Source organism: Okibacterium sp. AC114, assembly GCF_979253355.1.
In genome coordinates, this window is record NZ_CEEDBR010000001.1 from 1,698,469 (window position 1) to 1,710,542 (window position 12,074).

At 64.8% G+C, this 12,074-nt stretch carries 12 protein-coding genes; 5 read left to right on the forward strand and 7 right to left on the reverse strand.

The window, feature by feature from the left end; translation table 11 throughout:
• Positions 1 to 56: 56 nt before the first annotated feature.
• Positions 57 to 1,112: an anthranilate phosphoribosyltransferase gene (gene trpD, locus ACZ6IE_RS08045; protein WP_464607500.1), complete on the reverse strand. Its 1,056-nt coding sequence runs from the start codon at positions 1,110 to 1,112 to the stop codon at positions 57 to 59.
• A 96-nt stretch (positions 1,113 to 1,208) separates the two neighbouring features.
• On the opposite strand from trpD, the gene ctaE reads away from it, so the two are divergent.
• Genes ctaE through qcrB form a run of 4 tightly spaced genes read left to right on the forward strand, consistent with a single transcriptional unit; the run spans position 1,209 to position 5,482 of the window.
• On the forward strand, positions 1,209 to 1,895 hold the full coding sequence (gene ctaE, locus ACZ6IE_RS08050; RefSeq protein ID WP_079727668.1) for an aa3-type cytochrome oxidase subunit III: 687 nt from the start codon (positions 1,209 to 1,211) through the stop codon (positions 1,893 to 1,895).
• A gap of 22 nt (positions 1,896 to 1,917) precedes the next feature.
• Complete coding sequence (gene qcrC, locus ACZ6IE_RS08055) at positions 1,918 to 2,733, forward strand: cytochrome bc1 complex diheme cytochrome c subunit (RefSeq protein ID WP_077053121.1); 816 nt, start codon at positions 1,918 to 1,920, stop codon at positions 2,731 to 2,733.
• Positions 2,734 to 2,780: 47 nt separating this feature from the next.
• The gene (qcrA, locus tag ACZ6IE_RS08060; protein ID WP_464607501.1) at positions 2,781 to 3,854 is read left to right on the forward strand and encodes a cytochrome bc1 complex Rieske iron-sulfur subunit; all 1,074 of its coding nucleotides are present in this window, start codon (positions 2,781 to 2,783) and stop codon (positions 3,852 to 3,854) included.
• A complete protein-coding gene (gene qcrB, locus ACZ6IE_RS08065) occupies positions 3,851 to 5,482 on the forward strand; it encodes a cytochrome bc1 complex cytochrome b subunit (protein WP_464607502.1) in 1,632 nt (543 codons plus the stop codon). Before qcrA ends, qcrB begins: the two co-directional genes overlap by 4 nt.
• Positions 5,483 to 5,644: 162 nt before the next feature.
• Here qcrB and ACZ6IE_RS08070 read toward each other — a convergent pair whose 3' ends face one another.
• Positions 5,645 to 6,043: a nuclear transport factor 2 family protein gene (locus tag ACZ6IE_RS08070; RefSeq protein WP_464607503.1), complete on the reverse strand. Its 399-nt coding sequence runs from the start codon at positions 6,041 to 6,043 to the stop codon at positions 5,645 to 5,647.
• Positions 6,044 to 6,125: 82 nt separating this feature from the next.
• On the opposite strand from ACZ6IE_RS08070, the gene ACZ6IE_RS08075 reads away from it, so the two are divergent.
• Complete coding sequence (locus tag ACZ6IE_RS08075) at positions 6,126 to 6,530, forward strand: winged helix-turn-helix transcriptional regulator (RefSeq protein ID WP_464607504.1); 405 nt, start codon at positions 6,126 to 6,128, stop codon at positions 6,528 to 6,530.
• Between the two features lie 351 nt (positions 6,531 to 6,881).
• Here ACZ6IE_RS08075 and ACZ6IE_RS08080 read toward each other — a convergent pair whose 3' ends face one another.
• From ACZ6IE_RS08080 to ACZ6IE_RS08100, 5 genes are all read right to left on the reverse strand, one after another.
• Positions 6,882 to 7,304, reverse strand: coding sequence for a cytochrome c oxidase subunit 4 (locus ACZ6IE_RS08080; protein WP_077053117.1), 423 nt, complete (start codon positions 7,302 to 7,304; stop codon positions 6,882 to 6,884).
• A 3-nt stretch (positions 7,305 to 7,307) separates the two neighbouring features.
• A complete protein-coding gene (gene ctaD, locus ACZ6IE_RS08085) occupies positions 7,308 to 9,038 on the reverse strand; it encodes an aa3-type cytochrome oxidase subunit I (RefSeq protein ID WP_464607505.1) in 1,731 nt (576 codons plus the stop codon).
• A gap of 3 nt (positions 9,039 to 9,041) precedes the next feature.
• Positions 9,042 to 9,944 carry an aa3-type cytochrome oxidase subunit II gene (gene ctaC / locus ACZ6IE_RS08090; RefSeq protein ID WP_464607506.1) on the reverse strand — a complete coding sequence of 301 codons (903 nt, stop codon included), beginning with the start codon at positions 9,942 to 9,944 and terminating at the stop codon, positions 9,042 to 9,044.
• A gap of 203 nt (positions 9,945 to 10,147) precedes the next feature.
• A complete protein-coding gene (gene erpA, locus ACZ6IE_RS08095) occupies positions 10,148 to 10,534 on the reverse strand; it encodes an iron-sulfur cluster insertion protein ErpA (protein ID WP_200811499.1) in 387 nt (128 codons plus the stop codon).
• 99 nt (positions 10,535 to 10,633) lie between these two features.
• The gene (locus ACZ6IE_RS08100) at positions 10,634 to 12,058 is read right to left on the reverse strand and encodes a M20/M25/M40 family metallo-hydrolase (protein ID WP_464607507.1); all 1,425 of its coding nucleotides are present in this window, start codon (positions 12,056 to 12,058) and stop codon (positions 10,634 to 10,636) included.
• Positions 12,059 to 12,074 lie beyond the last annotated feature (16 nt).

A 12,074-nucleotide genomic window follows, 5' to 3' on the forward strand; every position in this document is an offset into this window, starting at 1 on the left:
TTATCCGTCAGCCGCGGCGGTGCATAGACGCAATCGAACCCTTGACACCGGCCCCGTTACGAGCGGGATGCTGCGGCCACCCAGCGCTCCAATTGCGATGCCGCGGCCCCCGAGTCGATGGCCTCTTCGGCGACGCGCATCTGCGTGCGGAACCGGTCCAGAATGGGCACCTGCACCTCGCTCGGGTCTTCCGCGAGTCGGAACGACACGAGCCCCGCGGCCGCGTTCAGCACCACGATGTCGCGCACGGGCCCCGTCTCGCCCGACATCACGCGGTGCACGATGCGCGCGTTGTGCTCGGGGTCGCCCCCGACGAGCTGCTGCATGGTGGCGCGCGTGATGCCGAGGTCGCGCGGGTCGAGGTCGTGTTCGGTGACCAGCCCGCGACTCACCTCCCAGATGTGGCTGTGGCCCGTCGTGGTGAGTTCATCGAGCCCGTCGTCACCGCGGAACACGAGCGCCGTGGCGCCACGCGTCTGAAAAACGCCCACGATCAGAGGCACACGGTCGAGCTGTGCGACACCGACGGCCGACGCTTCGGGCCGGGCCGGGTTGCACAGCGGTCCGAGGTAATTGAAGACAGTAGGGATGCCGAGCTCCGACCGCGTGCGCCCCGCATGTTTGAACCCGGGGTGGAACGCGGCCGCCCAGGCGAACGTCATGCCCGCCTCATCCAGGATCTCGGCTACGCGCGCCGGTTCGAGCGTCAAATCGATGCCGAGCGCCCCCAACACGTCGCTCGACCCCGACTCGGACGATGCCGCGCGGTTGCCGTGCTTCACGACGGGCACACCGGATGCCGCCGCCACGATGGATGCCATGGTCGACACGTTGACGGTGCCGAACCGGTCCCCGCCCGTTCCCACGATGTCGAGCGCCATGGGGTTCACATCGAGGGCCACCGCATTGTCGAGGATGGCGTCGCGGAAACCGACGATCTCGTCGACTGTCTCGCCTTTCGCCCGCAGCGCCACCAGGAATGCCGCCAGCTGAGCGTCGGTGGCGTTTCCGACCATGACCTCTTGCATCGCCCACGTCGCCTCGGCCACACTGAGGTCGTCGCCGTCGAGCAGAGTGGTGAGAATCGCGGGCCAAGAGGTCGTTTCGAACATGCCCAAATCCTATCTGCGCCCGCCAGTTCGCCGCATAACCCCTGAATCGGCAGGCTTTTCACAGGGGATGGTAAGGCCCGCCTAAGTCAAACAGTGATGGTTTTTCCGCACGTCGTGACAAAATCGCGCCCGAACATCGGACATAATGGAGGGGTGACGAGCACCTCCCTCAACTATGCGGCGCGAGCCCCCAAGATCAACCGACCGAACTCAGTAGCGGTCGGAACAATCGTGTGGCTGGGCAGCGAAGTCATGTTCTTCGCCGGCCTCTTCGCCATCTACTTCACCCTCCGCTCTGTGGCGCCCGATCTGTGGGCCACCCACACGGCCACGCTGAACATCCCGTTCTCGACGGTCAACACGATCATCCTCGTGGCCTCGTCGTTCACGTGCCAGTTCGGTGTGTTCGCGGCCGAGCGCATGCAGCCGCGCTCCGTGGGCCCCAAGCCCTCGCAGTGGGGCATGGTCGAGTGGTTCTTCCTCACCTACACGCTCGGCGCCATGTTCGTCGTCGGCCAGATCTTCGAGTACGCCACGCTCGTCAGCGAGGGCATCTCCCTCAGCTCGGATGCTTACGGCTCCGCGTTCTACCTGACGACCGGTTTCCACGGCCTCCACGTCACGGGCGGTCTCATCGCCTTCCTGCTGGTCATCGGACGCGCATACGCGGTCAAGACCTTCACCCACAAAGAAGCAACTAGCGCAATCGTCGTGTCCTACTACTGGCACTTCGTCGACGTCGTCTGGCTCGGCCTGTTCTTCGTCATCTACGTTCTCAAATAGAAATCGGAGCTGAGCCATCTCCATGCTTAGGAAACGCAACACGTCCGCTCGCACGGCCCGCAAGAACGGTCGGCGTTCCCCGCTGGCCACGGTCGCTCTGATCGCGGTCGGGCTGCTCTTCACGGGCGGCGCCTACGCGGCCTTCAGCGCCACGACGGCCAACGCCGAGACGCCCGCCGCCAACTCGCAGGCTTCGGTCGAAGAGGGCAAGAAGCTCTTCCAGGCCAACTGCGCAACATGCCACGGCCTCGCCCTCGACGGCAGCGAAGACGGCCCCAGCCTCATCGGCGTCGGTGCCGCATCCGTCGACTTCCAGGTGGGAACGGGCCGCATGCCCATGCAGGCCCAGGGCCCGCAGGCGCTCGAGAAGCCCGTGCAGTTCACCGAAGAGCAGATCTCCTCGCTCGCGGCCTACGTCGCGTCAGTGGCCCCCGGCCCCGCCATCCCCGAGGAGCAGTACCTCGATGCGCAGGGCGATGCCGCCAACGGCGCCGAGCTGTTCCGCATCAACTGCGCTATGTGCCACAACGTGGCCGGTGCCGGTGGAGCGCTCACCGAGGGTAAGTTCGCTCCCCCGCTCACGGGTGTCACGCCCGCGCACATCTACGAGGCCATGGTCACCGGCCCGCAGAACATGCCCGTCTTCAACGACATGAACCTCACACCCGAAGACAAGCGCGACATCATCACGGCCCTGAAGTACACCGAGAACGCATCCACCGTCGGCGGCAACCCGCTCGGCGCGCTCGGCCCGGTCGCTGAAGGCCTCTTCCTCTGGATCTTCGGCCTGGGCGCCATCGTCGCCCTGACCGTGTGGATCACGGCGAAGTCCAACTAACAGATTTAGCAACAGCGTTCTCCCCGAACGCATCACGAAGGAGCACAATGGCACAGGACGGTAACAGCGGCAGAGAGCTCGCCGCTGCCGACCAGTCGGATCACGGCCAGGAGCGTGTCGGTTCGCCCGGCACCGCTGTGGTGACCTCCGACCGAGTCACCGACCCCGGTCTGCCGGAGCACCGCAAGCGTGTCACCGACCTCGACCCGAAGAAGAACAAGCGGGCCGAGCGCGTCGTCTACACGCTGTTCTACCTGTCGATCGCCGGCAGCGTCTTCGCGATCGCCGCCTACATGGCATGGCCGATCAACCCTGAAGACCTCATGTCGGTCCGCGCGAACAACCTGTTCATCGGCCTCGGCCTCACGCTGGCGCTCATGGGCATCGGTATCGGTGCGGTCCACTGGGGCAAGGCCCTCATGGCCGACCACGAAGGCGTCGACCTCCGTCACCCGGTCCGCGGAACAGACGCCACGCGCGAGCGTGCCGTCGAGATCTTCGCCGAAGCCAATGAAGAGTCCGGGTTCGGCCGTCGCGCCCTCATCCGCAACTCGCTCATCGGCGCGCTGATCGCCTTCCCGCTGCCCGCCGTTGTGCTGTTCCGTGGCCTCGCCCCCGAGGGCGAAGACCCGGTGCACCTGCTCAACGAGACCGCCTGGGAGAAGGGCACGCGCCTGGCGCGCGACCCCTCCGGCCAACCGATCAAGGCCTCCGAGGTCACCCTCGGCTCGGTCTTCCACGTCATCCCCGAGGGCCTCGGCGACATGCCGCACATGCTTGAGGAGAAGGCCAAGGCGATCGTGCTGCTCATGCGCCTCAAGCCCGAAGATCTCGTAGAGCTTCCCGAGCGCAAAAACTGGTCGTACGATGGCATTGTTGCCTACTCGAAGGTCTGCACCCACGTGGGTTGCCCGGTGGCTCTCTATGAGCAGCAGACCCACCACCTGCTCTGCCCCTGCCACCAGTCGCAGTTCGATGTCACCAACCACTGTGCGGTCATCTTCGGACCGGCCGCTCGTCCCCTCCCGCAGCTTCCCATCGCGATCGACGACGAGGGTTACCTCATCGCCCAGAGCGACTTCCACGAACCTGTCGGGCCTAGCTTCTGGGAGCGTCATTGAGTACCGTAACCGCCCCGCCCACGGCCACTGAGTCGTCGGCGCCCGTGGCGAAGAAGAGCGGCGGCCTCACGGCCGGCGCAGCCAACTACCTCGACGAGCGCACGAGCATCTCGGCCGTCGTCAAAGAGTTCGGTCGCAAGATCTTCCCCGACCACTGGTCGTTCCTCCTCGGCGAGGTTGCTCTCTACAGCTTCGTCGTGATCCTGCTCTCGGGCAGCTTCCTCACGTTCTTCTTCCAGGCCTCCATGGCCGAGGTCCACTACGACGGCTCCTATGTGCCACTCAAGGGCGTCGCCATGTCGGCGGCCATGTCCTCCACGCTCGACATCTCGTTCGACATCCGTGGCGGTCTGCTCATGCGCCAGGTGCACCACTGGGCAGCCCTGCTGTTCGTGGCCTCCATCGGCCTGCACATGCTGCGCATCTTCTTCACGGGTGCGTTCCGCAAGCCGCGTGAGCTCAACTGGGTCATCGGTTTCGTCCTCTTCATCCTCGCGATGGCCGAGGGCTTCACCGGCTACTCGCTCCCCGACGACCTGCTCTCGGGCAACGGTCTGCGCATCATCGACGGCATGGTCAAGGGCATCCCGATCGTCGGAACCTGGATCTCGTTCCTCCTCTTCGGCGGCGAGTTCCCGGGCACCGACATCGTCGGCCGCCTCTACACGTTGCACATCCTGTTGTTGCCGGCCCTCGTCGTCGCGTTCATCGCGCTGCACCTGGTGTTCGTCGTCGTGCACAAGCACACGCAGTTCCCCGGTGCGGGCCGCACACAGCAGAACGTCGTCGGCTACCCGGTCCTCCCGGTCTACGCCGCCAAGGCCGGTGGATTCTTCTTCATCGTCTTCGGCGTCATCATGCTGATGGCCACGTTCTTCACGATCAACCCGATCTGGAACTACGGCCCCTACGACCCGTCGCCGGTGTCCGCGGGAACGCAGCCTGACTGGTACATCGGCTTCGCCGACGGCGCCCTGCGTCTCGTTCCGCCGCACCTCGAGTTCATGCTGTTCGATCACACGTTCTCGTTCAACATCCTCATCCCGCTCGGCGTCCTGGGTCTGTTCATCCTCACGGTTCTGATCTACCCCTTCATCGAGGCCTGGGTCACGGGCGACAAGCGCGAGCACCACATCCTCGACCGTCCCCGCAACGCCCCGACCCGCACCGCGATTGGTGCTGCCGGTGTCACGTTCTACGCGGCGCTCTGGGCGGCGGCCTCCTCCGACATCATCGCCACGCACTTCATGGTGACGATGGAGGGTGTCATCCACACGCTGCAGTTCTGCCTCATCGTCGGGCCGTTCATCGCGTACTTCATCACGAAGCGCATCTGCCTCGGTCTGCAGAAGAAGGATCGCGAGATCGTCCTTCACGGCTTCGAGTCGGGCCGCATCGTGCGCCTCCCCGGTGGCGAGTACATCGAGGTGCACGAGCCCGTCGACGAGTACGAGCGTTGGGAACTGGTCAGCTACGAGGACTACAAGCCGCTCATGATCCGCCCCAACTCGCGCGGCAAGATCACCACCACGCAGCGCGTGCGCGGCTCGCTCTCCCGCTGGTTCTTCGAGGATCGCATCGCGCCGACCACCAAGAACGAAATCGAGCGCTCACACGGAGACCACTAGTCTCCACTGAACGCCCCGAAGGCCCCGTCGCTTCTGCGACGGGGCCTTCGTCGTACCATCACGGCGCTGCGGGGCTCGCGCGCCGGGGCCGTGATCGCCTCACCGCCTCGCCGAGCTCGCACCGGGGCCGGCGCCCTGGCGCGCACGAGCGGAGGCGGATCGCTAGACGGTGCCCCAAAAGGCGTCCTCGGCCGCGCCGTCCTCGGAGAAGAGATGCATCTCGACGATCTTGCCGTCGCGCACCGTCAGCAGGTCCACCCCCGACATGTTCATGGAAGCGTCCCCACGCCGTCCAGTGAATCGGACGGGAACCGCGACCAGGTCGCCATTCACCATCAGGGGGCCCGTGACCTCGAGCGCGAACGATCCTTCGCTGACCTGCATCATGCCGCCGATCAGAGCGCCGACGCTGTCGACCCCACGGTGCATGCCCGAGAACCGGTTCTCCCCCGGTTGGTGCCAGACGACGTCCTGCGCGAACTGATACATGAGGGTCGGCACGTCTCCCCTCCTGAGGGCCTCGAAATAGATTCGCGCGATCGTTGCGGGCTGGGTTGTCATGACTGCTCCTTCACGGGTGTTATTCGGTCATCCCATCGTCAGCGTCAGTACCCTGTTACCTCAACGTAACCAAGGGGATGCCATGCACACCGAACGGCCAGACTGGAACGTCATGTTGGCCACCTGCCCGTCCCGCACCTCCCTTGCGCGTATCGCCAACAAGTGGACCGCCATGATCGTGATCACGCTGAGCGCCGGTCCCGTCCGCTTCGGCGACATCCGCACGAGGGTCGAGGGCATCAGCGGCACAGTTCTCGCCGCGACGTTGCGGGATCTCGAACGGGACGGCATCGTGACCCGCATCGCTTACGACGAGATGCCTCCGCGTGTCGAGTACGAGCTGACCCCGCTCGGCCAGACGCTCCGAGACCCGTTGCGGGCGCTCAGCTCGTGGGCCGAGGAACACATCGAGCAGGTCATGCGATCGCGCGACGAGTTCGACGCCACGGCCGACGCCGAACTCTCGGACCGGCTGAGCGGCTGCTGACAGTTGGCTTCGATCCCACGTGAGCAGCTGCTAACAGTTGGCTTCGATCCCGGCTGAGCAGCCGCTGTCCTTTGGCTTCGATCGTGCGTGAGTGTCTGCTGACAGTCGACTTCGATCCCGCGTGAGTGACTGCTGGCCGTTGGCCTCGACACACCGTCCGAGTCGCTGCTGAGCGCGCGTCTCTAAGCCGTCCGAGGGGCGGCAGGCCGTCGGCTGTGACACCGGAGCAGCCCCGTTCTCCACCGGGTCGGACTGTGGCCCGCGAGTGGTCCTCCGTTGCGCTGACAACCGGTTAAACGACGAATGCCGCTCCCCGTGAGGGAACGGCATTCGCGAGGCTCTCAGAGGCGCTTAGCGCGCGTGGTAGCCGCGGTAGTACTCGTAGGTCCAGCCCGTGATCGCGATGACCGTGAGGGCGACACCGCCGAAGGCGATCCAGATGCCTACAGCGAGGCCCAGCATGACCAGGGCGCCACCACCGGCGAGGATGATGGGCCACCAGCTCCAGGGGCTGAAGAAGCCGATCTCGGGGTCACCGTCGTCGATGTTGGCGGTGAGCGTGTCTTCGGGGAGTTCGGCGCCTTGCTGCTTGTGCACGCGGCCCAAGTAGAAGGCGAGGAAGGCACCCAGCGCACCGCTCAGCGTGAGCGCGACCGTGCCCACCCACTCCACGTAGCCGTGGAAGGGGTCGACCAGGTTCCAGAAGGTGTAGACACCCGCGAGCAGGAAGCAGAAGACGGCGATGATCCAGAAGAGGACGACGTTAGCTTTCATGGGTTACTTCACCTCTCCGGCGCCGAGGTCGACGGTCGGGGCATCGGGCGCATCCTTGGCCGGTCCCACACCGACCGGCAGGCCGGCTTCGGGGTGGTTCAGGTCGAACGCGGGACGCTCGGAACGAATACGCGGGATGGACGTGAAGTTGTGGCGCGGGGGCGGGCAGGACGTTGCCCACTCGAGCGATCCGCCGTAACCCCAGGGGTCGTTGACCGTGATCTTCGGAGCCTTGCGAGCCGTCAGGTACACGTTCAGGAAGAACGGGATGAGCGACACGGCAAGGATCATGGCGCCGATGGTCGACAGCTGGTTCATCCAGGTGAAGCCGTCCTCGGGCGAGTATGTCGCGTAACGACGCGGCATGCCCATAACGCCCAGCCAGTGCTGGATGAGGAACGTGGTGTGGAACCCGATGAAGAGCAACCAGAAGTGCCAGTAACCCAGCTTCTCGTTGAGCATCTTACCGGTCCACTTGGGCCACCAGAAGTAGAACCCGGCGAACATCGCGAACACGACGGTGCCGAAGACGACGTAGTGGAAGTGGGCGACGACGAAGTACGTGTCGGACACGTGGAAGTCGAGCGGCGGCGAAGCCAGGATGACACCCGTGAGGCCACCAAAGACGAAGGTGACCAGGAAGCCCAGCGACCAGAGCAGTGGGGTCTCGAAGGTGACCGAGCCGCGCCACATGGTTCCGATCCAGTTGAAGATCTTCACACCCGTAGGCACAGCGATGAGCATCGTCATGAGCGAGAAGAACGGCAGCAGCACCGATCCGGTGACGTACATGTGGTGAGCCCACACGGTCACGGACAGGGCGGCGATGGCGATCGTCGCGTAGACGAGGGTCTTGTATCCGAAAATCGGCTTGCGGCTGAACACCGGGAAGATCTCGGAGACGATGCCGAAGAACGGCAGCGCGATGATGTACACCTCGGGGTGACCGAAGAACCAGAACAGGTGCTGCCAGAGGATGACGCCACCGTTCTCGGCGTCATAGATGTGTGCCCCGAAGACTCGGTCGGCGCCCAAGGCGAAGAGGGCGGCCGCCAGCACCGGGAAGGCCATCAGGACGAGCAGCGAGGTGACGAGCGTGTTCCACGTGAAGATCGGCATGCGGAACATGGTCATGCCCGGCGCGCGCATCGTGATGATCGTGGTGATGAAGTTGACCGCACCGAGGATCGTGCCGAAACCTGACAGCGCGAGGCCGAGGACCCAGAGGTTTCCTCCGACGCCCGGTGAGAACGTGGTGCTCGAGAGCGGCGCATAGGCGAACCATCCGAACGAGGCCGCACCCTGCGGGGTGAGGAACCCGCCGACGGCGAGCATGCTACCGAAGGCATAGAGCCAGAAGGCGAAGGCGTTCAGACGCGGGAACGCCACGTCGGGGGCACCGATCTGCAACGGCATGAGCGCGTTGGCGAATCCGGCGAACAGCGGCGTCGCGAACATGAGGAGCATGATCGTGCCATGCATCGTGAAGAGCTGGTTGTACTGCTCTTTGGTCGAGAGCAGCGCGAGGCCGGGCTCGAACAACTGCGCGCGGATGATGAGGGCCATCACGCCGCCGATGCAGAAGAAGATGAACGACGAGATCAGGTACATGTACCCGATGGTCTTGTGGTCGGTGGAGGTGATCCACTTGACCAGGATGTTTCCCTTGTGCTCGACCGACGAGCGGTCGATGACGCTCGCCTGGCCCGAAGGGAGTTCGATGGTGGTAGCCATGGCCTACTTGCCTTCTTCCTCGGCCGACGCGGGCGTGGTGCCCGGGAGGTTGCTGTTTCGAGAGTATTCCTCGCCGAAATCGCCCACGTTGCCCTGGTCTGCCAGCGACTCGAGATACGTCTTGTATTCGTCGGGCGAGACGACCTTCACGTTGAAGAGCATGAGCGAGTGGTATTCACCACAGAGCTCGGCACACTTGCCGGCGTAGGTGCCTTCACGCTCGGGCGTGAAGTACATGTAGTTGATCTTGCCGGGGAACATGTCCTTCTTGTACAAGAAGTCGATGACCCAGAAGGAGTGGATGACGTCGCGCGACTGGAGTGCGATCTCGACGGTCTGGCCCTTGGGCAGGTAGAGCGTCGGCAGCAGCTCCTGGTTGACGGTGCCACGGTCGGCGTTGGGCTCGTCCTGAGCCTGAACACCCGTGGACCACACGTCTTCGCCCTCGACCGCGTCGGGGTAGACGAAGTCCCATGCCCACTGCTTGGCGAAGACCTCGATCTTGACGTCGGGGTTGGCCGTGGGCTGCTCGATGGCAGCCTGATCGCGGGCGGTGAAGGCGAAGAAGCCCAGCACCAGGATCAGCGGGATCACCGTGTAGAAGATCTCGATGGGCATGTTGTATCGCAGCTGCGCCGGGAGGCCGGTCTGGCCCTTGCGGCGGCGGTAGACCACGATCGCCCAAATGAGGAGACCCCAGGTGACGACACCGACCGCGAGAAGCACGATCCAGGACGTGACCCAGAGGCCTGCGACCCGCTCGGTGTGGTTGGTAACCGGTGCCTCACCCTCGATGAAACCGGGGAGATAACCGTGTAGCTCGGCTTGGGTACAACCGGCGAGGACCACTGCGAGAGTGATCGCGACCGGAATTACAGCCCATCGGAGTCGACGTTTCGAACGCACCTGGGACCTTTCAGAAGACACTGTTAGTTCCCTGTCAGTCTATCCCGATAGTGCCGAGAGGTCGTGACCATTTACGGGCCGGAAACGGCATTTGTGCTGTTCCCGACGCAAAACAAAAGACGAGGAGCCCGGCCTGTCGCGGCCGGACCCCTCGTCCTCACGTGTTCGTGCCATCGCACCTCAGGCGCGAAACGCACTCAGCTTTAGTGGAAGCTGTCCCCGCACGCGCAGCTGCCCTGGGCGTTGGGGTTGTCGATCGTGAAGCCCTGCTTCTGAATGGTGTCTTCGAAATCGATCGAAGCACCATCGAGGTAGGGCACGCTCATCTTGTCGACGATGACCTCGACGCCGTCGAAGTCGACCGTGGCGTCGCCGTCGAGCATGCGCTCGTCGAAGTAGAGCTGGTAGATGAGGCCCGAGCATCCGCCCGGCTGGACGGCGACGCGCAGACGCAGGTCGTCACGGCCCTCCTGCTCGAGCAGGTTGCGCACCTTCTGGGCAGCACCGTCGGACAGCCCGACGCCGTGGGCGGGGGCAGTGGTCTCTGCGGGAGCGGCGGTGGTCGCCACCGGTGACATCGTGTCTGTCATGACTCTCCTTGGGGTTTCGGGGCCCGAATGCCGGCTGTAGAAGCCGCAGTCGAAGCTGTTAGATCAAGTCTAAGCTCTGCAACCGGCATTCGGTTCGGTTCATTCCCCGCTGGTCTGCGAGTTCATGCGCCCGAGCAACAGGGCTTCGGCCAGCAGCGACTTCTCGAAGACCCCGAGGTGCAGCGACTCGTTCGGGCTGTGCGCGCGCGAGTCGGGGTCTTCGACGCCCGTCACCAAGATTTCGGCGTTCGGGAATTCGCGCACCAGGTCGGCGATGAAGGGGATGGAGCCACCGATGCCGAGCTCGACGGGCTCGACGCCCCAGGCATCCGACATGGCCTGTTTGGCGGCGCGCACCGATTCACCCGAGGTGTCGACGAGGAACGGGTTGCCCAGTTCGAACTTGGCCAGGGAGATGTGCGCGCCGAAGGGGGCGTGTGCGCGCAGGTGGGCCTCGACGGCCTGCAGCGCGTCTTCGGCGTTCTGGCCGGGGGCGATGCGGATGCTGAGCACGACCGACGTGGTGGGCGCGAGCGTGTTGGACGCGGCGTCGGTCGAGGGCGCGTCGATGCCCGTCACCGTGATCGAGGGCTGACCCCAGATGCGGCTCAGGATGCTGCCGCGCCCGATCGGCGTGACGCCCTCGAGGATTCCGGCCTCCTGGCGCAGCTGCTCTTCGTCATAGTCGGGGGTTTCGCCGTCGTAGGTGGTCAAGCCGTCGACGGCGACCGAGCCATCCTCATTCCACAGTGTGGACAGGAGACGGATGGTGGCGAGCATCGAGTCGGGCACCGCTCCCCCGAACATTCCGGAGTGGGACGCGTGCGCAAGCGTGGAAACGGTCAGCGTGAACTTGACGTTTCCGCGCAGGCCGACCGTGAGCGCGGGGGTCTCGGTGTCCCAGTTGTTCGAGTCGGCGACGACGATGGTGTCGGCCTGCAGCGCCTCGCGGTTGTCGACGAGGAAGTTCGAGAAGGACAGCGAACCCGATTCTTCTTCACCTTCGACGAAGAGCGCGATACCGAGGTCGAGGTCGGCGCCCACGACATCCGTCAGTGCGCGAATAGCGCCGATGTGGGCCATGACACCCGCCTTGTCGTCGGCGGCACCGCGGCCGTAGAGGCGGTCGCCCTTGACGGTCGGCTCGAAGGGCGGGGTGTCCCAGTCGGCGGCGTTGCCGGGGGGCTGCACGTCGTGGTGGGCGTAGAGCAGGATGGTGGGGCGGCCGTTCTTGGCGGCACGCTTCGCGAGCACGGCGGGGCGGCCGAGCGTCTCGGTGTCTTCGATGGCCGACCGCTTGATCTCGACGGTGTCGAAGATGCCGGTCCCCCGCGCGAGTTCGGCGACGGCCTCGGCGCTCTTCACCACGTTCTCGGGGTCGAACGAATTCCACGAGACGCTCGGGAGGCGGACGAGCTGCGACAGATCGGCGATGGTCGAGGGGAGCCGGTCACGGACGGCCTGCCGGATCGCGGCATCCGTTCCGGACAATGAGCTGGATGAATTCTCCTGGGTTTCGGTCATACAGGTAATCTTAAGA

Bases quoted from the DNA above. Each gene is read 5' to 3' on its own strand.
- trpD (WP_464607500.1), bottom strand. From the start codon at position 1,112: ATGTTCGAAACGACCTCTTGGCCCGCGATTCTCACCACTCTGCTCGAC.
- ctaE (WP_079727668.1), top strand. From the start codon at position 1,209: ATGGTTTTTCCGCACGTCGTGACAAAATCGCGCCCGAACATCGGACAT.
- qcrC (WP_077053121.1), top strand. From the start codon at position 1,918: ATGCTTAGGAAACGCAACACGTCCGCTCGCACGGCCCGCAAGAACGGT.
- qcrA (WP_464607501.1), top strand. From the start codon at position 2,781: ATGGCACAGGACGGTAACAGCGGCAGAGAGCTCGCCGCTGCCGACCAG.
- ACZ6IE_RS08070 (WP_464607503.1), bottom strand. From the start codon at position 6,043: ATGACAACCCAGCCCGCAACGATCGCGCGAATCTATTTCGAGGCCCTC.
- ACZ6IE_RS08075 (WP_464607504.1), top strand. From the start codon at position 6,126: ATGCACACCGAACGGCCAGACTGGAACGTCATGTTGGCCACCTGCCCG.
- ACZ6IE_RS08080 (WP_077053117.1), bottom strand. From the start codon at position 7,304: ATGAAAGCTAACGTCGTCCTCTTCTGGATCATCGCCGTCTTCTGCTTC.
- ctaD (WP_464607505.1), bottom strand. From the start codon at position 9,038: ATGGCTACCACCATCGAACTCCCTTCGGGCCAGGCGAGCGTCATCGAC.
- erpA (WP_200811499.1), bottom strand. From the start codon at position 10,534: ATGACAGACACGATGTCACCGGTGGCGACCACCGCCGCTCCCGCAGAG.
- ACZ6IE_RS08100 (WP_464607507.1), bottom strand. From the start codon at position 12,058: ATGACCGAAACCCAGGAGAATTCATCCAGCTCATTGTCCGGAACGGAT.